Genomic DNA, 21,021 nt, shown 5'->3' on the forward strand with positions numbered 1-21,021 from the left:
CCTAAACAGGTGATCCGGCTCAATCAATCTTTGTCGATCTCCAATCTATCCATGCCAGCAGGCGTATCCGATTTAACAGCCTGAAGCGCACCTTTCATCACTGCGCCTGCCACCAGCGTCTTACCGATACTCAACAGATCAGCCGGAACCCACGACGGCAGCCATGAATCTTTGCCATCTCCCTTAGGCGGTTCCTTACCCGCCATCGCGGCTTTTGCTGCTCCAGTCTGCTGCTCGGCCAGAAATGCGATACGCTTGTCGTAGGCGAACATCGCCGACTCCATCTGCTGGCGATCAATATCCATCATCGCCTTAAGCGCCAATAGCTTGTTGGTATTGCTCTCCAGCTCGCCGATCTTTTGGTCGCCGATTTTCTTGCGCTCTTCCTCGATCGTGCGCAAACGTTCCAAGCGTTTGGTGGTGATCTCGTACATGGCTACCATGTAATTGAACTGGGAATTGCGCGTACGCTGGAGCAGCTCACAAGACTGTTTCTGCGAATCAGAGACAGGTGTGCCGGAGGTGGACGCTGAACACGCCGCCACACCTTGATCATCAGGAATCTTTCCGATCTTTTCTTTGGGCTTCTCGACCTCCTTGCCGCTGGATTCCTTACCATCGCCATTCTTGATGGTTTGGTTCTTGCGAATCTGCTCCACCTTCTCATTCAACTTCTTGTCTTCCACCTCCCACTGCGCGCTGGCCGCTCCCGCCATGCTGAGCAGCATCAGTCCCATCAAGACTCGGGAAACATGTCTGAACGTGGTTGCCATGGTGTTTTTGCCTCCTGACACAGAAGAAATTGATGCGTTAAAAGTGGTCTGACGATGGTGGGGACTATGCATCTTCAACCTCCTTGTCCTTCGCTGATTTGCGCTTGCCCGAACCCTTGCGGTTGGTATAGAAATCGCTTAACCACTGCTCGGGGGTGAGCTGATCGACCGTGACGCCCAGCTTGCTGGCCTTGCCGGCCAGGACCTGATGCATGATCTCGATGTTGTCGGTCGAGGACGAAATCACCGACAGCGCGTCGTCCATGCCGCGCAGGTTGAGCTGGCACACCGCCGAGGCGTGGCCTTGCTTGACCAGGAAACAGCGCGAGCGCTCATCCAGCGACACCACTACCTGGTACTCGGCATCGGTCAGCTTGAGGCCTTCGATGTAGTCGTCGCGGCTCGCGTTGGGGTTCGGCAGCAGCACCATCGTGGCGGTCTGCTCGATCAAGGCGGCGGCGATGTCGCTGGCCAGCGCATCTTCCGGGCTCTGCGTGGCGAAGATGCCAAGACCATTTTGCTTACGGATGGTCTTTTGCTTGTTCTTGGCGAATTCCTTCAATCCCCCCTTGCCGTCCAGGATCTTCCAGAACTCGTCCATCACATAGATCAGCGGGCGGCCGTCGATCAACGCTTCCAGGCGATGCAGCAAGTAGTTGATCACCGGCACGCGCACTTCGGCGTTGTCGATCACATCGGTGTAGTCGAAGCCGATGATCGAGGCACGGGTCAGATCGATCGTGTCGACCGGGTTATCGAACACCCACCCCAACGAATTGCCGGCGGTCCAGCGGCGCAGGCGCGCATACAGGCCATCGTCGCCCATATTGGGAAGGCTCTTACGGAAGTTGCTCATGCTGCGCAGATGCATGGGGGTGTCCAGCATGCCCTCCACTGCGCGATAGATGTCTTCTTCCTCGCGGGCACTGTATTCGGCCTTGCCGCCAAGCACCTTGATCAACTCGGCCAGAAACTGCGTGTTGGCCTCGTTGCGCTCGCACTGAAACGGGTTGAAACCGGTCGGCACACCGTTTTCCAGCGCCAGATAGTTACCGCCGCAGGCACGCACGAAGATTTCTGCGCCACGGTCCTTGTCGAAGAAGAAGATAGTGGGGATCGGATCGAACTTCTGCACCTGGCTCAGCAGGAAATTGATCAGCGCCGTCTTACCGGTACCGGACTTACCGATCACCATGGTGTTGCCGATCGCCTTTTCGCCCAGCGAATTCTCGGCCGGATGCGTGGCGTGGAAATTGAAGTAGTAAGGCTGGCCGTTGGTGGTCTGCAGCGTGGTGACGCAATCACCCCACGGATTGTTGTGCTGCTTGCCCTGGGCGAAGTTATGCAACGGCGACAAGCCGAGGAAGTTGAGTGAGCTTAGATTGGCGATGCGCGTGCGGAAGCGCCAGTTGCCCGGCAGCTGCGCATAGAACGATGAAGCGATCGCCAGATCTTCCTTGGCCGAAACGAAACCGGCGTTGGAGAGCTCGGCACGGGTGGTGGCGATCTGCCTGGCCAGTTTCTCCTGGCTGTCGGCGTATACCGCTAACGTAAAGTGGTACTCGCCCAGGACAAAGTTGCCCGACGCCACGTCATCCATTGCGATGTCGAGATCGCGAATCTGGGTGGACGACTTGTCACCCGAGGAAATCATCATGCCTTTGGTGCGTTCCAGCACCTTCAGCGCATCATGACGTCCAACCGGGCTGAACGAATGCGTCATGACGTATTCGAAATCGAGGTACTTCAGACCATTGAGGATGCCGGGGTAGGTCCCGTCGGCATATTCCTTGATATTGAGGATCGCGCCGAAGTGATTGACGCCATCCGGCGTACGGATGACAAAGTCGCCCGTCTTGTTGGCAAACATGTGCTTGCTGACAGGCAGGTACGCGGGCACAGGAGCCTGCAATACCGGCACCGGCTCATCGATACGGTTGAGTAGATACCCGAGGAATTCGAGAGTCTCGGAAAAAACGATGCCGTTCTTGGCCTCATACATGCCCAGCCGATAAGGCGAATAGTCCTTGAGGACCGCCTCCACATTGGTGGCAAGCTCGACGACCTTGGCGACTGCCTGCTCTTCCTCGGCACGGATCCTGTCTGGATTTGCCGACTTTTCGACCAAGCGCCGCCCGGTCACGACCGGCCGATAGATCATGCTGAAGTACAGCTCGTTCTGCATGATTTTTTGCGAGGACAACGCGGCGTAGTACGCGTCCGAGAGATTTTGATTGAAGGACTGCCTGAAACGCCCGCCACTGCCAATCTTTCGACGACGACGTACGTCATGGACCCAAAACGCGACATTGGCAAAATCGGGTGCGCGCAGGGTTTGCAACAGGCGATTGAAGGTGTTGTGCCGTTGCTCAAGCTCGAACTCGTCCCGCCCCACGAACGGCAGGCCAGCCAGATGCCAGATCAACAGGTAGTCGCCGGCGGTCGTCTTGACGACAGATGGCGCGACGTGTGTCGAAATGGAAACAAATTCGCTGATTGGACTGTCTGGGCTGAACATGGTCTTACCGAGTTAAGAAGGAAGCATCACACCAGGGATTATCGAAAGCACCAACCCCACGCGGGTTTGCGCGTGGGGTTGGTGAACGATTCACTTGATTACCGCGACTTTCCCGGGGGGCTCTTGCGGTATTCGTTAGGGCTGAACACCCACATTCCCGAATAACGCTGGAGATTTCGGGCGCGCATTCGAAACAGCCAGCGCAATCCGAGCAACCTGAAGATCATCTCGTCTCGCTTGGCCATCTGCTGCATGGCGAAAATGATGACGGGGATGGTGAGCAGGTACCAAAGATTGATGTACATCCCCAACAGCAGGCCACCGCCGGCACCGATGAAGAAGGGGATGTAAGGCACCCCCAGAAACATCGCCGGGCGGGTGCAGCCGCGGAAGAGGACGTCTTTATGCATAGTACTGAGCGATCTGCACCAACGAACCTGTGATCGTGGAGCATTCGCCTGAATCCGATCCATTGTTCTGCAGGATCATGTTGGCAATCTGGCCAGCAGCACCGATCAGAACGCCACCAATGAGGATCGGGGAGACCTCGGAAATGCGCTTATGTGCGAAGGCGATCTGATATCCGGCCACGATAACTGCAATGGTGACCACTGCAATCGAACCCATGTTCAGCAACTTAGTCACATTGTTCAAAAAGCCACAGACTCGGGTATCAGTATCCGCAAGACCATTGCCGTCTGCTGCTGCGCTACCGGCAACCATCAGCAGCGAGATGAATGCCAGCGCCTTCACGGCCTGGGTGCCAACCATCTTGGCGTCTGCCATTGTTTTCTTGTCGATTTCAAACTTCATGTCTAACTCCTTGGGAACAGAGGGGGTCCAGCAGCCAACTCCTTGGCGATCTTCCATCCTAAAAAACAAATGCACTATCTACTTGCGGCGCCGTCTGTGGTGCACGTGGCATAGAGACGGGACTTACGGATTGGTCGGCCTGCGTCGAGGTCTTTGGTGCGGCGGCGGGCAACGCCACCCCACGCCCCTGGCCTGTCGGCTTTATCACATACAACTCGTTCTCCGCCGCAGGAACCACAGGGGTGGCCCGGCTCGGCAGAGAGTAAGGTGCTGACGGTGCAGGTAGCATAGGCCCTGCCGGTGAAGCCACCGTGTTGCCCGCTCCTGCTAGATCCTGAATGCGACGCGCGACAATTGCGTCCGCCAATTCAGCGGCCGCCTGCTTGAGCGGATTGGCAGGCCGCAACTGCACTTGCCGCGTCGGCACGACCGCAATGGGCTCTGCTCCAGATGATGCTACCGACTGACGAATGGACGCATAGATCTTCTGGACGTAACCGTGTTTGAAGCCGGTCTCGAAGTTGCCGGAGTAGTAACAGCTGAAAGACTTGCCCCAATTAGCGCCTGAGCGCGAATGGCACTCCGCCAAAATCCTTGAGGCAGCGACAAGATTGGGGCATTTGTCGAATGCCATCTCGTAACTGGTCAGCCCGTATTTTTGAAGGTTGTAGCGATTGACCTGGCCTAACCCGAGGGAGAAGTTGTAACCCTTCTGTTCCAGCATTTTGGCAGTGGCGACCGCCTCAGCCAAGCCGCGTGGCTCACGCACCAAACGACCACCAACGACTCCGATGGCGTACGGATTGCGCGACGACTCGACACGGACAACGTGCTGCATTACCTCGCCAGGAACAGCAAGTCCAGTGCACCCCATCAATTCCATGCCAGGCAACATGTCATTACTCCTTGCAAAACCAAACCAGCCCCACTTTAGAATTTACCTTCAACCGCCGCGCAAGGTTCTCAAAGGATCGAAGTCGATGCCCGTGATGAACCGGCGCCCCGCGTGTGCCTTGATATGGACCACAATGTCGATGGTCATTCTCAGCAAACGCTTGATCACCTCGAACTCCAGGCCAGAGCCTTCATTCGATGCCTTCACCATCAAGGCCAACTGGTCCCAGGTCTGCTCGACACTACCGGCGTGGCAACTGGTGATGGACCCCGGATGCCCTGAAGCGCAGTTACGGATGAAGTAGAACGATTCGTCACCGCGCAACTCTGCCAGGATGATGCGATCAGGCTTCATGCGCAGGCAGGCTTCCATGCAACTTTTGGCGGTCACATTGCTGGCGCTCTGCCCGCCCTTCGAATACAGCAGATGCACGGAATTAGGCTGACTGATGAACAGCTCTCTAGCATCCTCGATGGTTACCAGGCGCTCTTCGTTCGGAATGTGATTCACCAAGGCCTTCATGAAGGTGGTCTTGCCGCTGCCAGTGGCTCCAGCAACAACCACGTTCTTCTTGTACAACACGCACTTTTTGAAGAACTCGGCGTAGTCACGCTTGCGGCGAAGCTCCAGCAACTCCTGATCGTGGTCGCTGACATCTGCCGATTGCTCCAGCACCTCGTCGAAGAACCCATCGTGCTTGTACTGCTCCAGGGACTTGGTGTGCTTGGAAGGAAGCCGGATCGTGATGGATACCTTGCCGGCATCGCATGCTGGCGGCATCACGAACTGCGCGCGCTGCCCCGTCGGAAAGGTGAGTGATACGACCGGGTCAGCGTCGGTAATACGCTGCCCGGTGTTGCTCTCATTGACGACCGCCGTACAAAACTGGCGAGCACGGTCGTAAGTGAGGGACGGCACATCAACCCGCTGCCACCCATGAATGGTCTCGAGATACAACTCACCCGGGCGATTGATGCAGATTTCGGTCACGTCAGGCGAATTTAGATAATCCAGGATTCCCAGCACAGAGTACTGGTAATCCAAGAAGTCGTTCGAAATACGCGCCGTTGGTGAATCGTCGATCGTCATGGCAGCTACTTCATTCACTTCGGCAGGACCGCCGAGAAATCGACGTCCTTGGCAACATAAACGTTCAACACCGTGCCCTGATTGATCGTCAGGGTTGCCGGACGGCGCCCAGACTTTTCGACTGCCTGCTCGGCAAGCTGTTGCATGCTTCGTGCCGTATTACTCTCGAAGGGCTGCTGGGTGACGGTGCCGGTGCCAACGCCGATTGTGGTCGTTTCTGGACCATATTCGGCAGCCGCGTACTTGAAGGCATCGCTCAGCATGCTGATGAACAGCGCTGATGCAATCTTGTTGCCCCAGTGCGCGTTGTAATTGCCTGGATGGCCTGCACTACCCAACGTATCAATGCCGGGCCCCTCAAGCGTGACATCCAGTCCCGTAGGCGTCGTAACACGATCCCAGACCACCTGCAGACGGCGTGTCGTTGGTTCTCCGGCGCCATACTGGCCAAGCATCTTGGAACCCTTCGGTAGGAGCAGGTTATGTCCATTGATGGAATACACCGGCTCGGTCACGATGCAAGATGTGTAGCCACCGAAATCGGAAATGATCCGGGTCTCGAGAATGCAGCGAATGTAGGTACCACGCACCAATAAACCATCTGGGTTGCTGATGGGCTTCGCTAGCGTGACCGCAGTGTCTTCCTCTCCGGGTGCAGTTGGCTGACCGGGCTGACCTGGCATGCCTGCGCCGTTGACAGCGGATTCGGCAAGGATTCGACGTTCCAACAATGTGGGACCGCGCTGACGTTCCGGCGCAGAGCTCGCCTCCTCGCTATCATCGGTCGGCATCGGCGGCAGTGGCGGCAGACTGGGCTGCTGTGCGAGCGGAACGGGTGCCTCTTCGACGGGCGCAGTCATGTTCTGGGGCAGCGCAGGCGCTACAACTGTCTCGGCTCGCGGCTTCGGCGGCGGAGAATCGTCACCACTTTGCGTCGCCAGCCAGAAGATGACGAGAATCAACAGAGCTGCGATGGCAGCCAGAAATACAAGCGCCTTACGATTCAGGCGTTTGATGTCGCTGGAACGCAGCACTGGCTCATTGGCATCCAGGTCAGGCGCGGCACTGGCCTGTTGACGCGCAAAGTACGGATTATTGCGCTCATCATACTCGCCGTTTTTCAACTCTTCTCCGCGGTTGTTCGGAGAGCGATCATCTGGGCCGTTTGGAATATTCGAGTTCACTTTTGCTTGTTCCTTCGCAGACCGAGAACGTTATCGCCGTGGCGAACCACCAGGAAAGGATAGGTTCCATGCACGATCAGGGTGTTGCCTTCCACCGTCGTATTGACGAGAAAATCCTCGGAGTGTTCTTTCTCGCGAGCGAAAACCGCCGGAAAATTCCCGGTCGGAAACCGCGTCAAATCCATATTGATATAGGTGAACTTTCCGTCGTCGTAGACCCGGCTAGGAATCAGCCAGGACTTTTTGGTGCGTGTCGAGTAATCATAATCGTAGTAATAACGACGATCCTTCAGGATCTTGGCGTTCAACAACGGGCCTTTTTTCGATGCATCTGCATCTTCGACGTTTTGAAAACTTGTGTCTTTCGGATACGTGAACACAACCTTGTATTGAACACCCGCTTGCTTTGCCTGCTCCAGGCGCTGCCAATCCGTTGCAACCACCTTGAGTTCGAGAATATAAGAATGCGTCGCCGTACGAATCATCATATTCGTATCGACATCGACATTTTTCGGCTTGAGATAAAAGACATTCTCACGCCGCGTGAGTTCCCACCCACCGGTAAAGCCGGTGCTGTAGTCCAGAATCTTTTCGTTAGGACTTAGCTCAACCTGCGTGGTGATCCCTAGACCAGTGCGCACCTGATAGATACGGTCAGGCGCATACTCGTATTCCTGGACTACCTGGGCCGCTGCGGAAAAAGCACATAGCGCAAGTGGCAGCGCTGAAAATAATGCAGCCCTGTACCGATTAAAAAGTTTCATCGACCGCTTGCTCCATTGACATTATTCGGCATCCCTTGGGGTTGAATCGCGGGCTGCACCCCAGACTGACCTGGCGACTGCACCTGATCGGGAAACGCTGGCTGTGCTTGTTGTTGCGGCGCGCCCCCCTGGGGTACGGCCCCTTGCTGGAGCGGAACGCCTCCGGGCTGGACCGCACCAGAGACATTTGCAGCATTGGGGTCGACAATGCCCGCGCCAGGCTGCGTCAGCGCTGCTTGAGGCTGCGCGTTTATGACGGCACCGCCTGCAGGAGCAACGGGAAGCGAAGAGTAATCGTTGTCAACCCGATAATCCGTAACCCGAAACCCCAGGGGGTTTTCGACCCGCAAACTATCACTCATCTCCAGATTGTCTTGATAAACAAATCCCATGGTGGCAATCTTGTTGTCGAGCAGCGTGGAGACCGTTGAATTCTTGTCATACACGGTCCGCTGGAAGCGCACGGTTGCACCCTTATAAGGCTGCCCGCTCCCGCCAATCAGCGTGATGCTCAAGATATTGACGCGGACAGCTCGAAGCTTGCCGTATGTATTCAAAGGCCGTAGCGGATTGTTCGCAGAATGCAGCGCACGATATTCGTTTACAACATTTGTCGCCCCCATCGCTGACACGGTGTTCCAGTCGCGCTGACCGATGATCGACAAATCGAATGATTCGCGGGCGATGATGAAGCGCGCGATATTGCTGCGCGCCAATGCCTCGCTGGTGCTGATGGTGCGCCCACCAAAATTTGCTTCAAGCTTGGCGACAGTGCTTGTACCCGAATAGGCGTCTGCCATGACCAGATACGGCACTTTCTCCTTCAGCGGCAACATGTAGTAGTAGCCGCCCGCTGTCATGACGGTGACCACCATCGACAAGGTCGCCACGATCCAGGCGCGCTTCTCACTGCGGCGCGCGAGGTCGGCAATGCTGACCTCGTAGTTCACTGCTTTCTGGACGGCAGCACCTACTTGGGCAGAACCATCCTTTTCACTGACCTTCTTACGCAACATGTCTAGATCCGTCACCGTAAGGCCTTGTCAGGCCTGAAACTATTGCCGCAACGCTTCGCGGGCACTTGAGATGGCAGGATTGCCAAGGCTCCATGCCAGGTGGCATGGAGCAGAAGGCAGCCCCCTTAAAGCTTGGCACCCGACGATACCGGCACTGGCTGGACCAGCAGCTTGTTGGCGGAAACCGAGACCGACACACCCTGCGCCGCGTACACCGCGCTCAGCTCGGTCGCAGCCTGCTGGACACTGGTCGTGCTGATACTGGAGACCGGTGCGACCAGCGTGTAATCCGACGGCAGGTTGTAAGAAAGCTGCATGTTCGAGTCTGCGGCCCAGCGCTCCAGCATCGTCTTCAACGTGCCATCCATCGGCGTCGCCTGATAGGTGTAGGACGTATAGAGCGGAATTTCGGTCGGAGACTCGTCAAAGTGATTGACGTGCTTCCACCGCCCGCCGAAATCGGGAGCGGGCTTGGTCGCGCATGCGCCCAGCAAGGTGGCAGCAACCAGCACCAACGACAGCTTGGACACGTACATCGGATTCACTCTGACTTCTCCAACTCATGAAATTTCGGGCTTAAAGCAGACAGCACTAAGCCTCCGCGCACCATCGAGTGCCGGAGGAACCTTGTTATCGATGACCTTCTCGCAGCCCTACAAGCTGCTGAGTCGCCCCAGCCGCGCAGGTGTTCTGCTGAAACAATGAATACGCTGACAAACCATCCATAGCCTTGCTCCAGTACGGCCCCGTCCAGCGCCGCTCCCCTACACCGATACATTTACACTGCAGACTCTTGCTAACTTTGCCCTCAACAGGCAGATCCGTCAAGAATTGCGCGCCTGGCCTCGCACTTAACCAGTGAACTTCATCACACTTTTATCGCAAGCGTTTTCACTTCGGTCTTTGGCAGCAAGCGTGCCGTGAAGTAGCGGTCTTCGTAGTAGCGAATCTTGTCGCACTTCACCGGGTGCGGAATCCCCTCGTACAGGAACACTTCCTTCTCGTTGCCCATCGCCTTGAGCTCCTGCGGCAACATCAGCGCCCGACGCTCCTCTGACACGCTATGCGTGGTCTCCCGCCCCCTGGTGACGTTCTTCTTCTTGATGGTGGTGTAGCCCAGCATCTCGGAGTAGTCGTTGGCGTCCTGCTGTTCGCGTGGTGCGTAGAGGATCTGCAGGGCGTGGTTGGTGATGATGGTGCGCGACAGGTCCTTGCCGTAGGTCGCATCCAGCTGCGCCATGCTCTGGATGATGGGCAGCAGGCGGATGTTGTAGCCGGCCATATAGGCTACGGCAGTGGCGATGATGTCCACCTTGCCGATCGAGGTGAATTCGTCCATGAGCAGCAAGCACTGATACTTGAGCTCCGGGTTGGACTTCGGCAGCTCACGGGTATTGAGGTTGATGATCTGGCTGAAAAGCAGGTTGATGATCAGGCGGCTTTCGGCCAGCTTGTTGGGCTGGATGCCGATGTAGATCGTCATCTTCTTCTTGCGCAGGTCCGTCAGCAGAAAATCGTCGGCGCTGGTAGCAGCGTCCAGCACGGGGTTGATCCACGCGTTGAGCGGTTCTTTCAAGGTGCCCATGATCGAGGCGAAGGTCTCATCCGCCTGTGACAGCATGTTGGCAAAGGCCGACTTGGCGTTACTGCTGAGGAAACGCCGCTCCGACAGCGACTTCAGGTACTTCTTCAGGTCGGTACCGTCGCCCGACGAGAGCCGGTAGATTCCGCCCAGCGTGGGCGCTCCTGCCCCGCCCGGGAAGCCCAGCGACAGCTCTTCGTCCCAGTTCTCGAACAGATACAGGGCAAAAGCCATGAACGCATTGCGCGCCTGGCTGACCCAGAATTTCTGGTCGTCCGAGCCATCCGGATACAGCATCGCGGCGATGCTCATCAGGTCCGAGACGCGGAACGCCGGGTCGTTCGACACGTAGGTCAACGGATTCCAGCGATGCGTGCGCCGGTCTTCGGCGAACGGATTGAACAAGAAGACTTCGTGGCCCTGACTCGCACGCCAACCACTGGTGAGATCGAAGTTTTCCTGCTTGATGTCCAGGACGACGATCGATTCCTGGTACTCGAGCAGGTTGGGGATGACGACACCGACACCCTTGCCCGAGCGCGTCGGCGCCGCAAGGATCACGAATTGCTGCCCGCTCAAACGCACCAGCTTGCCGTTGAACTTGCCGACGACGATGCCGTTCCCGCTGGGCTTGAAAAGACCGTGCCTGGCAAGATCGGCGGCGCCAGCGAAGCGTGCGTCACCATGCAGGGCTCGCGCCTTCGGCTTGAGGATCAATGCAATCGCAATGAGCCACACGATTCCTGGCAGACCGAAGCCAATGACACCGGACATCTTGATCTTGGTGGCGAACGGAGCGACTTGCGGCAAACCCAATGCGCTGAAATAGCGGTAATAGGTATCCCAGCTGTACAGGGCCGTATCAAGCCGCAGCAGGAGCAGCGTGATATAGCCGGACAGCAAGTACCCGGTGAGCACAGCGACCAAGGTGGCAATCGCAATCGTTTTGGGTTTGGACATGCGCCCTTCTCCTTAGGCTTGCACCTGACGACAACTAGCGACGAACGACGGGCTTATGATCGATCAGGCCGGACTTGCGACCCCCGCTCTCACTTTCGACGAGAGAGTCGATCCATACCTTCGCCTGATCCAGGGACAGATCGGGCGTGATGCGCACCCCCGCATCGGTCACGACCGCGTACGCCACAACAGCATCAGGTGCATACATCTCATCGCGCGTAATCGCCACGACGCGATACCCCCCCCTGGTCAGCACGGTGTGCTGATACTCGTCCATCGCCAGCCTTCCTTTCCGTCAGCGCGGGTGGGATGTTAAAGCAGGACGTGTGACGGAGAAAGCGCTTTCGGTGGACTCACGCGACCGTACTGGCCGGACCGCACTGGTCCGGAAGCGGTGCGGGTGAGCCTGGATTGGATCAAACCTTGCGGAGTGGCAGCTAGCCGGGGACATCGACCGATCGTAGAAGCCAGCTGCTTGCATTGGCTACGCGTCCAGGTCGTCGTCCGAAGTAGCGTTCAGTTAGCTGGTCAACCGACCCGCGCAAGGCGACAACCGCGCATAGGCAATAAGAAAGAATGAACTCCACAGCCCTGTCGTAGATCGGGTAGATCGGATGGGGTTGGCCGCAACATCGTCCCGGGGCCGCGGCAACGTGGACTAGCCACATGGGGAGCATCTTGCAGGCTCACCGCCCAACAGACACAACCAACCACCGTTGCGCAAGGCTAGATCCGAGGCATCTTAAACGCAGCGAAGAAGGGTTGAAATCGATCATCGAAGATCCGACCAAGGACAGGCCGAAGCAAGAGAAGCTTCTGAGCAACGTCACTTCTGGAGTCAGTGGCAAACGTCGTTGCCGATCTTGAAGCCACCCAAGCCCTTATGTCGTCTGGACTTGAAGTGGTGGGCGGTACAGGGTTCGAACCTGTGACCCCTACCATGTCAAGGTAGTGCTCTACCGCTGAGCTAACCGCCCGAATCCTGCGCCAGCATTGCGTTGTGCAGGGCGCGCATTCTAGCGCAGGGTTTTGAGGATCACAAGCCCTCATTGCACTTGGGCGACGTCCTGCCCTACCCCAGGCTTGCCGCCTTCAACTTCTGGATCTGGTCACGAATCTGGGCCGCAGCCTCGAACTCCAGATCCTTGGCGTGCTGGTACATCTTCTGCTCCAGGCTCTTGAGCTTGCCGGCGATCTCGGCAGGCTTCATCGCACGATAGTCGGGCGCTTCTTCGGCCACCTGACGCGACTTCGAACGCCCCTTGCCAGCCTTCTTCTCGGCGGCGTCCTCGCGGGCACCCTCCATGATGTCGGAGATCGGGCGCGCCACCGACTTCGGCGTGATGCCATGCTCAAGGTTGTACTCGACCTGCTTTTCGCGACGCCGGTCGGTTTCGTCGATCGCCGCCTGCATCGAGCGTGTCATCTTGTCGGCATACAGGATGGCCTTGCCGCGCAGATTTCGGGCAGCACGACCGATGGTCTGGATCAACGAGCCGGTCGAACGCAGAAAACCCTCCTTGTCCGCGTCCAGAATCGCCACCAGCGACACCTCCGGCATGTCCAGGCCTTCGCGCAGCAGGTTGATGCCGACCAACACATCGAACTTGCCCAGGCGCAGGTCGCGGATGATCTCCACGCGCTCGACCGTGTCGATGTCCGAGTGCAGGTAGCGCACGCGAATGCCGTGCTCTCCCAGGTATTCGGTGAGGTTTTCGGCCATGCGCTTGGTCAGCGTGGTGACCAGCACGCGGTCACCGAGCTTGATGCGCTCGTGCACCTCGGACATCAGGTCGTCGACCTGGGTGCCCACTGGGCGGATCTCTACAACTGGATCGATCAACCCCGTTGGACGCACGACCAGCTCGGTGATTTCGCCGGCGGACTCGCGCAATTCGTAGGGTCCCGGGGTCGCCGACACATAGATGCTGCGCGGAGAGCGCGCTTCCCATTCTTCGAAGCGCAGTGGCCGGTTGTCGAGTGCCGACGGCAGGCGGAAGCCGAATTCCACCAGCGTTTCCTTGCGCGAACGGTCGCCCTTGTACATCGCGCCGATCTGCGGAATGGTCACGTGGGATTCGTCGATGACCAGCAATGCGTCCGGCGGCAAGTAGTCGAACAATGTCGGTGGCGGCTCACCGGGCGCCTTGCCGGTGAGGTGCCGCGAATAGTTCTCGATGCCGTTGCAGAAGCCCACCTCGGCCATCATCTCCAGATCGAACTGGGTGCGTTGCGCCAGGCGCTGCGCTTCCACCAGCTTGTTCTGCGAATACAGCTGTTCCAGCCGTTCCTTCAGCTCTTCCTTGATCGTATCGACGGCGCTGAGCGTGCGCTCGCGCGTGGTTGCGTAGTGCGTCTTTGGATAGACGGTGTATCGCTGTAGCTTGCGCAGGGTCTCGCCGGTCAGCGGGTCGAACAAGGTCAGCTGCTCGACATCGCCGTCGAACAACTCGATCCGCAACGCCTCGGTATCGGACTCGGCCGGAAACACGTCCACCACCTCCCCGCGCACGCGAAACGCACCGCGGGTGAGCTCGAATTCGTTGCGCGTGTATTGCAGATCGGTGAGATGACGGATCAACTGCCGCTGGTCGATGTGCTCGCCGATCGACAGGATCAGGCGCAGCGACAGGTAATCCTCAGGTGCACCCAGGCCATAGATCGCCGAGACGGTGGCGACCACCAGCGAGTCACGACGCGAGAGCAGAGTCTTCGTCGCCGACAGGCGCATCTGTTCGATGTGCTCGTTGATCGAACTGTCCTTCTCGATGAAGGTGTCCGACGAGGGCACGTAGGCCTCGGGCTGGTAATAGTCGTAGTAGCTGACGAAGTACTCGACTGCATTGTTCGGGAAGAACGACTTGAACTCGCCGTACAACTGCGCTGCCAGCGTCTTGTTGGGCGCCATTACCAGGGTCGGCTTCTGCACCTGCTGTACGACGTTGGCGATGGTGTAGGTCTTGCCGGAGCCGGTCACGCCCAACAGGGTCTGCTTGGCCAGGCCCGCCTCGAAGTTGGCCACCAGCTTCTCGATGGCAGCGGGTTGGTCGCCGGCTGGAGAGTACGGGGAGACGAGTTCAAAGCGGTCGGTCATGGAGCGGATCTCGGGGGAGGACGGTACGAAATCTCGTAGGTCGATGCCGGTAAAAGTCTGACGTTCACTTGAGTGAAGCAAGCGTTTCCTGGCATGCGGCCAACACGGAAACTGCTCGCTCGACCTCAAGGAGAAGCGCGATGGGAGCAGTGACTCGTTTGAGCGCGAGAGGGTACACCGCAGTGCAGTTGTTGGTCGTGATGGCAGTCATCGCCATCACGTCAGCCATCGGCCTGCCAAGCTTCCAAAGTGCTCTAGAGTGGCAGCGAACGACGACACGTGTGCATGTCTTGACGACCTATCTTGCGATGGCGCGGAGCCTGGCTGTCGCACAGCGCATGCCCGTGAGCGTGTGCCCATCGGCCGATGGTTCGAGTTGCCGAACGGATGGCGACTGGAGCCGCGGCTGGCTCCTGTTCAAGGACCCGGGCCGCAACGGGCAGCCGGTGGACGCGTCCTCGATCCTCAAGGTCGAACACTACCCGGCAGCCGACGGCATCGAAGCCACGGCCACGCTTGGCAGACCTGTCGTGCGGTTCCTGCCCAGCGGCCTGAGCAGCGGCACCAACATCACCATCAGCCTTTGCAGCAATGCCCGACGGCTGGCCGACGTCGTGGTGAACAACACGGGACGCGCGCGGACCATGAGCTACACCACGCCCTCCAGCTGCCGACCACGCTGAAGCCAAAAACGAAAAAGCCGCGACACGTCGCGGCTTTTTCAACATCTTGGCGCCCGAAGTTGGACTCGAACCAACGACCCCCTGATTAACAGTCAAGTGCTCTAACCGGCTGAGCTATTCGGGCGGGGAGGCGAATTGTACCGACCTTCGCTGAAGCGTGCAACACCCCGCCTGTATTCGGCATTACCAGCAATCGGACTGCGCTCCCGTCTTGCGAGCAGCCTGATCGATAGTCAGCGTCCCACACTTGTCCCTTGCCTGCCCGGCACGCGGGACAGCCTGGATCTTGAACGTCGACCGACCCGGATCACCGTCGAAGGACACCGTGTAGTGAGAGGCTGCTTCGGAAGCTGCTTCCCGCGGCGACCAGGCCTTCGGCAATGCGTAGCCGGCATACGTGTTGTTGACTGTCCTGAAACGCTCGGCCAGCTGCGCATACTCGACAAGGTCGGCCTTCGCCTGCCCTCGCCGAGCCTTGCGCACCTGTTCTTGATAGGACGGATATGCCACCGCTGCCAGGATTGCGATCACCGCAACCACGATCATCAGCTCGATCAAGGTAAATCCCTCGATCGAGCGCTTCCTGAGAGACCACAGCTGCATCTTCTTGAACATTCGCATCACCTCAACTGTCGCCAGGACTGGCGCCCGCAGGCGCGCAACATGGACATCGACTTGGTTGGATCACTGGGATCCAGGATCACTTCGCTGCAGCGTGAATCGGTTGGCGTTCCTGGTGTCGGCGGGAGCGGGCAGCCGGGTGTCCCCGGCGTGCAGTAGGGCGGTGATGGGGGCACCGGACGCGTGATCCCGACTCCTTGGTTGGGCGCGTCGCCGCCGGCAGCGACCGCCCCTGCCCCACTTCCGCCTCTAGAGCTTCCATCAGGAAGCGTGACCGTACCGACCGCCGCACCTCCCGTGGTGGCATCAAGGATGTAAAGCCAGTTCGTGCCGCCGGGGTTGCAGTTGACGCTGACGCCGGGCACATAGGTGGGAAAGAACACACGTCCCCCCTGGATCGACGGGGTACCGATAAAGCGCTCTCCCTTTGGATCCAGCCTGTCCGCGACCAGATCGATGTACCACCCGCGCTTGGTCAGATAGCTCACCGGATTGCGCGTGATATCGCGGCTGGTCGACGTGCTTGAAGTAATTCTCTGCTCGACCAGGTCGGCTCGCCCGGTCACGGCTGTCCCGTTGTCCCAGATGCCATAGAACGTGCCCACGTTGTTGCTGCTGTTATCGCCCACAACGAAGTAGCGCCCCGTTCCAAAATAGACCATGTAGCCAGTGCCGGGCCCAACCGCTACTTCGACGCTGCCCGTGATCGGTTGACGATTGCCGAGGCTATCGCGCGCAACGAACAGCGGACGCCGATTTCCCAATCCATCGGCATAGGCAACCCCCCACCCACTTGCATCGGTGCCGCCAAGATTGAACTTCCACATGTTGCCGTGCAGATCACCGCCATAAACGGTGTCAACCAGCCCATCGCCATTGGTATCGACGACCGCAAGGTTTCCGAGTCCGTTGTAGCCCAGGTTAGTAGTGGTGACCTCGGTCGGATCAGAGTCGCCGACTGCTTCGATCTTCTTGATCACCGCACCGGTCGCCAAATTGACCACGAACAGCACCGCCTTGCCGCTGGCACTGTTGTAACCATTCCCGAAGATGGCAGCCCAAGTGCCGTCCTGCAGCGGAACAATCTGTGGCCGTCCCATGGTGAAGCCCATATCCGCATCACTGGTGCTATTGAACTCCCAGAGAACGTTAGAGGCCGCGAACGTACTAGGGGAAGTGACGTCGAGCGCAAAGATCGAGCGCCCGCCCGCGCCAGTTCCGCCCAATAGAACCGAGCGCCAGCTGTCACCGATGTACGCGTCGCCCAGCGTGAGCTTTCCATCCACGTAATAGCGGTGCTGATAGCTACGATCGGCCAGATACGCCATGCGATTGAGCACGCCATTCGGGATGTAGCTGAACTTCTCGACACCGGTATCGTCGAACGCGTGCAACATGCCGTCGTTCGCGCCGACAAACACATGCTCGCGCGCCGACGATGCAGTGCGGGAATTCACGAACGTGGTATAGCTGCTACGCGCCGTATCCGAGAGTCCGCTGGCAGCCGCCCAGCCGTAGTTGGCGCGGCGCGTGGCGATCACCGGCGACGAATTGATGATGTCGCCCAATGGCCCGCTACGACGGCGGAATGGCGCGGTATTGAGCGTCGTACCCTCCATTGACTTTTCGCCGCGCAGGTAACCGACCAACTGAGCAGGCGTTACCGAGCCGCCGAAATTCGCGGTGACCTGCCCGGCTGTGTAGCCAAGTCGATTGAAAATCTCCGACGCATCCGTTGCCGCGCTTCCACTCGAGGTCGCCACCAAGCGAGACGCTTCGAAGGGCCGCACTGCGGTAGCGCGATTGGTATTGGTCACATTGGAGAGCGCGGTAAAGATCGTCTTCGCAGCGACCCCGGTGCTATCGGTCGGCATCGCAGTACTTGCCGACCACAAGGGATTACCCAGCGTCCCATTCTGACTAACCTGATAGGCAGTCAGGTTACCCACCCAGTCCTGCCCGTCGTTGGTCGTGGAATAGGAGGGAACCACACCGAAGGAACCCGACGAAACACGCGTTCCCGCGATGGCGATGGAGCCACTGCTGCCTGCCTGATTCTGGATGGAGTCGAACGCCTTGCCAAGCTGATTCCTGAGATCGAGCGGATTGCTGACCAGGAAGTAATTGGTCGGATTGCCATCGGCATCAACCGTCACCCCCTGATCATTGCCGTACTTGGCGGCGTACCAGAGTGGATCCCTGAGCAGCGTGGCGCCTGGGGTCGTTCCCACCGAGAATGCACGGGTCGTCGTCGGCGGCAACCCGGTGCAATCGGAAGGCATGGATGCCGTGTTGCAGTAGCCCGGGCGGCGCCCCGGTGGCGTATTGAAGCGATAGGCAGTCTGATTGGCACAGCTACCGCGCGTGCCGTCATTGGCCGTTCCGTCCCGCAAGTCGCAGACCTCGAGATAGACACCATCCTGGGTGGTACCGGAAATGACATAGCCCATGTGCTGATCGTAACTGCCTGCCGCATATTCCGACCTGAGCGTTACCTGCAGTTGATTGGTCGCATCTACTGCCAAGGTGTAGAGCGCGATGGCATCCATGTCATGGTCGGCGCCCTGCTCCACGTCTTCGTAGTTGATCCGGAATTCAGCGTAGGGACGTCCGCCATTGACGCTGGCGTCGTAATCCCTACCGGACGTCCCGGAAGTATTGGCCACGCGCTGTACGTAGAAATCGACGATCTGATCGGTGGGCTGGAAAGCGCCGGTTGCAGAGATCGCACCACCTCCCACGGACTTTGCGAACGGCACCAGGGTCACACGCCCGTTGCCCACCGGAAAGTCGAACTTGGGCAACGGCGACGCCAGCGCCACCGAGTACGTACGAACGCGCTTGTCCCCGCCGATCTTGTTGTTCGCACCGTATCGCGCAACAGCAGCCGAATAATAAGTGCCCTGCTTGCTGGGCTCCTCCGGCGCAAGACCCCGCAACGTGGACATATTGGTAGCGAGCTTCGGCGTGGGCGCGTTGTCGGCCACCCCGTTGGACTCACCAATGAAGACCTGGCGGCTACCGCCCCCTTCCGCTTGCCAGATCGCATCCGCCTCCGTGGACACATTCAGCCCTTGCAGAGACGTCGGATCACCCGCAGCGCTGATGCTGGACCACCGCGATCCAGGCACCTTGAAGTCGTAGGAGGGATTGATGTCGCTCAGCACGGTCATGGTCGGCTGCGCACAGATCGGATAACCGCCACCGCCGTCCGCACTCGCCTTGTAAGGCGAACGCCAGGTTGGATTGGAAAGCTGAAGAGTGGCGAAGTCCTGCGATGCGGTACCAATGTCGTACTCCGGACGGGGCCCATTTGCGCCTCCGAAGTATCGGAGCGTTTCGTACATCATCTCAGCGACCGGATTTCCCCACATCCAGCACTCGCCCGCATTGACCGGACGATCAACAATCCATCCACACCCGTAGGTGTAATTACCGTAATTGAAATCCAGGGTACGGAACGTGCTGATGGTATGCACGATACCCTTGACATCTCCGCCAGCGCAGGCGCCATTGAGGCAGAACTGACCGGTATTTGGATTCACCTCGCGCGAGAAACTCGCCATATTGCTATGCAATATGCCGCCAGCCGTGTTCTTCTGATAAGAACCTGTCAGCAAGCCGAAATACATCCGATCGGTTTCGCCGTAGTCATGCAGGATGCCGGTCGGCTTGTACGACGAATTGTTCGCATAAACCTTGCAGGTTGGATCGCGCAAAGCGGCATCGCTTGGGCAGACCTCCACTTGCAACGGATAGTTAGTCATCGCACTTGAGCCGCCTTGCGAAGTCCGCCTCCAGTAAAGCTGCCAGTTGTCGTCTCCGGCACCTTCCTGGTGGCGGAATCTTACCGTATAGGTGCCACGCGCCAGCGAAATCGATCCGGAATGCGACGTGAGCGCCGCGGGACTGCTGTCCTGCCCATGCCCGCCATACCAGCCGGCAACCACTGTGCCCGCGATCTGGACCTCCACCGCATCGTCGCCATTGACCGCAAACTCGTACGTGCCCGCAGTTGGAATGACGATTTCCCCAGAGAACTGCGTCGAATAATTGTCCTGCCGGCAGCCGTTCTGGTTGGTAACGAACGGATTATTATTGCCACCACTTCTATTGATGACGCTTATCGCACCAGAACCGCAACGTTGACCATTCGGAAGTGCATTGAAATTAGTTGTCATCTCCGCTGCGTTATTGGCAACGGTACTGGAACGCCACGTCGTTATCGTAAGGTTATTATAACTGGACGCCGGAACCAGTTCCCAACTTTCAGTGGAGGCCAGACAATTGACCTTGGTGCTGTTGACAGTGAAACAGTCGTCACCAGCTACGGGTCGCTCAATGGACACCCAATTCCATATCCGGTATGACGAATTGCTGAGGACCCGCATTTGCGGTATGCCGTTATCGCTTAGGGTAGTGACCGCAAACAAGTGGTAACGCCCAGAAGCCGGCTGACTCAGCGGCGCGTAATTAGAGATATCGTAGCCATCACGCTCTACGCTGGCATATTCCTTACCCCAGCTGTGCGCATCCTGGGGAGTAAAGGAAGCCTGCAGAATCGTCTGCGTCGCAGTGTCCGTGACGCGATACCCACCGAACAGCACCTTCCGCAAGGCATCCATGCGCGAGGTAGTGACGTAATTCAGAAAGTCGCCGCTCCACGCGCCAGAGCATTGCTTTCGATTGGTGCCAGTTGCTACCGACACCGGCTGAAAACGGGCGCCGGTCGCTCGGTAGCAGACATTGGAGTTGTAGTAGCCGTAGTAGGTAATCTGGTCCGGTTTGTAACCGACATCCAATACGCGATCGTTATTCAGATCGGACGCATCGTTGTACGCCTCGTAGTACAGCTTGTGATCCCGCCCCATGACCAGCATGTTGAGCGGCGGGATGACGTTGCGCGTGAACAGCGGCGCCTGCGCAATATCCAACGGACCGGGCGCGGAGATGCCGGCCTGGATCAGAAAACCCGCCGCAGCCAGAATGCCGGCCGGGATGAGGTACTTCAGGAAATTGGTTTTCATGA

The 21,021-nt window shown here is 58.3% G+C and carries 16 protein-coding genes and 2 tRNA genes; 1 reads left to right on the top strand and 17 read right to left on the bottom strand.

Annotated elements, in window-relative coordinates:
- Positions 1-23: 23 nt before the first annotated feature.
- The 14 genes from ACCQ12_RS12270 to uvrB all read right to left on the bottom strand — a co-directional run bounded on the left by ACCQ12_RS12270 (position 24) and on the right by uvrB (position 14,688).
- Positions 24-773 carry a hypothetical protein gene (locus tag ACCQ12_RS12270; RefSeq protein ID WP_372381837.1) on the bottom strand — a complete coding sequence of 250 codons (750 nt, stop codon included), beginning with the start codon at positions 771-773 and terminating at the stop codon, positions 24-26.
- Between the two features lie 64 nt (positions 774-837).
- Positions 838-3,291, bottom strand: a complete 2,454-nt coding sequence (locus ACCQ12_RS12275) for a VirB4 family type IV secretion/conjugal transfer ATPase (RefSeq protein ID WP_372381838.1) — start codon at positions 3,289-3,291, stop codon at positions 838-840.
- 98 nt (positions 3,292-3,389) lie between these two features.
- Positions 3,390-3,701, bottom strand: a complete 312-nt coding sequence (locus ACCQ12_RS12280; protein WP_052076964.1) for a VirB3 family type IV secretion system protein — start codon at positions 3,699-3,701, stop codon at positions 3,390-3,392.
- Entirely contained in the window at positions 3,694-4,104 is a 411-nt protein-coding gene (locus tag ACCQ12_RS12285) for a TrbC/VirB2 family protein (RefSeq protein WP_104580450.1), read from the bottom strand. The genes ACCQ12_RS12280 and ACCQ12_RS12285 overlap by 8 nt, the downstream gene beginning before the upstream one ends.
- Before the next feature lie 58 nt (positions 4,105-4,162).
- Positions 4,163-4,987, bottom strand: a complete 825-nt coding sequence (locus ACCQ12_RS12290; RefSeq protein ID WP_372383608.1) for a lytic transglycosylase domain-containing protein — start codon at positions 4,985-4,987, stop codon at positions 4,163-4,165.
- Between the two features lie 60 nt (positions 4,988-5,047).
- Entirely contained in the window at positions 5,048-6,088 is a 1,041-nt protein-coding gene (gene virB11 / locus ACCQ12_RS12295; RefSeq protein WP_040942284.1) for a P-type DNA transfer ATPase VirB11, read from the bottom strand.
- A gap of 14 nt (positions 6,089-6,102) precedes the next feature.
- A complete protein-coding gene (locus ACCQ12_RS12300) occupies positions 6,103-7,272 on the bottom strand; it encodes a TraB/TrbI/VirB10 family type IV secretion system protein (RefSeq protein WP_372381839.1) in 1,170 nt (389 codons plus the stop codon).
- Positions 7,269-8,036 (bottom strand): TrbG/VirB9 family P-type conjugative transfer protein, encoded by a 768-nt coding sequence (locus ACCQ12_RS12305; RefSeq protein ID WP_047693135.1) that lies wholly within the window; start codon positions 8,034-8,036, stop codon positions 7,269-7,271. The genes ACCQ12_RS12300 and ACCQ12_RS12305 overlap by 4 nt, the downstream gene beginning before the upstream one ends.
- The gene (locus tag ACCQ12_RS12310) at positions 8,033-9,052 is read right to left on the bottom strand and encodes a VirB8 family type IV secretion system protein (RefSeq protein WP_372381840.1); all 1,020 of its coding nucleotides are present in this window, start codon (positions 9,050-9,052) and stop codon (positions 8,033-8,035) included. Before ACCQ12_RS12310 ends, ACCQ12_RS12305 begins: the two co-directional genes overlap by 4 nt.
- A 125-nt stretch (positions 9,053-9,177) precedes the next feature.
- On the bottom strand, positions 9,178-9,588 hold the full coding sequence (locus tag ACCQ12_RS12315; protein ID WP_047693136.1) for a TcpQ domain-containing protein: 411 nt from the start codon (positions 9,586-9,588) through the stop codon (positions 9,178-9,180).
- 332 nt (positions 9,589-9,920) lie between these two features.
- Positions 9,921-11,594, bottom strand: a complete 1,674-nt coding sequence (locus ACCQ12_RS12320; RefSeq protein WP_372381841.1) for a type IV secretory system conjugative DNA transfer family protein — start codon at positions 11,592-11,594, stop codon at positions 9,921-9,923.
- A 34-nt stretch (positions 11,595-11,628) separates the two neighbouring features.
- The gene (locus ACCQ12_RS12325; protein ID WP_372381842.1) at positions 11,629-11,871 is read right to left on the bottom strand and encodes a hypothetical protein; all 243 of its coding nucleotides are present in this window, start codon (positions 11,869-11,871) and stop codon (positions 11,629-11,631) included.
- 625 nt (positions 11,872-12,496) lie between these two features.
- Positions 12,497-12,571 (bottom strand) — tRNA-Val (locus ACCQ12_RS12330).
- A 95-nt stretch (positions 12,572-12,666) separates the two neighbouring features.
- Positions 12,667-14,688 carry an excinuclease ABC subunit UvrB gene (gene uvrB, locus ACCQ12_RS12335; RefSeq protein ID WP_166745151.1) on the bottom strand — a complete coding sequence of 674 codons (2,022 nt, stop codon included), beginning with the start codon at positions 14,686-14,688 and terminating at the stop codon, positions 12,667-12,669.
- A 182-nt stretch (positions 14,689-14,870) separates the two neighbouring features.
- On the opposite strand from uvrB, the gene ACCQ12_RS12340 reads away from it, so the two are divergent.
- Positions 14,871-15,371, top strand: a complete 501-nt coding sequence (locus tag ACCQ12_RS12340) for a GspH/FimT family pseudopilin (RefSeq protein WP_372381843.1) — start codon at positions 14,871-14,873, stop codon at positions 15,369-15,371.
- A 47-nt stretch (positions 15,372-15,418) separates the two neighbouring features.
- Here the strand turns inward: ACCQ12_RS12340 and ACCQ12_RS12345 are convergent.
- The 3 genes from ACCQ12_RS12345 to ACCQ12_RS12355 all read right to left on the bottom strand — a co-directional run bounded on the left by ACCQ12_RS12345 (position 15,419) and on the right by ACCQ12_RS12355 (position 21,019).
- Positions 15,419-15,495 (bottom strand) — tRNA-Asn (locus ACCQ12_RS12345).
- A 59-nt stretch (positions 15,496-15,554) separates the two neighbouring features.
- Positions 15,555-15,986, bottom strand: coding sequence for a type IV pilin protein (locus ACCQ12_RS12350; RefSeq protein WP_372381844.1), 432 nt, complete (start codon positions 15,984-15,986; stop codon positions 15,555-15,557).
- A gap of 5 nt (positions 15,987-15,991) precedes the next feature.
- Entirely contained in the window at positions 15,992-21,019 is a 5,028-nt protein-coding gene (locus tag ACCQ12_RS12355) for a PilC/PilY family type IV pilus protein (protein ID WP_372381845.1), read from the bottom strand.
- Between the last annotated feature and the right edge of the window lie 2 nt (positions 21,020-21,021).

The sequence above is a fragment of the Xanthomonas sp. NCPPB 1068 genome (genome assembly GCF_041479385.2).
GTDB classification, from domain to species: Bacteria; Pseudomonadota; Gammaproteobacteria; order Xanthomonadales; family Xanthomonadaceae; genus Xanthomonas; species Xanthomonas cannabis.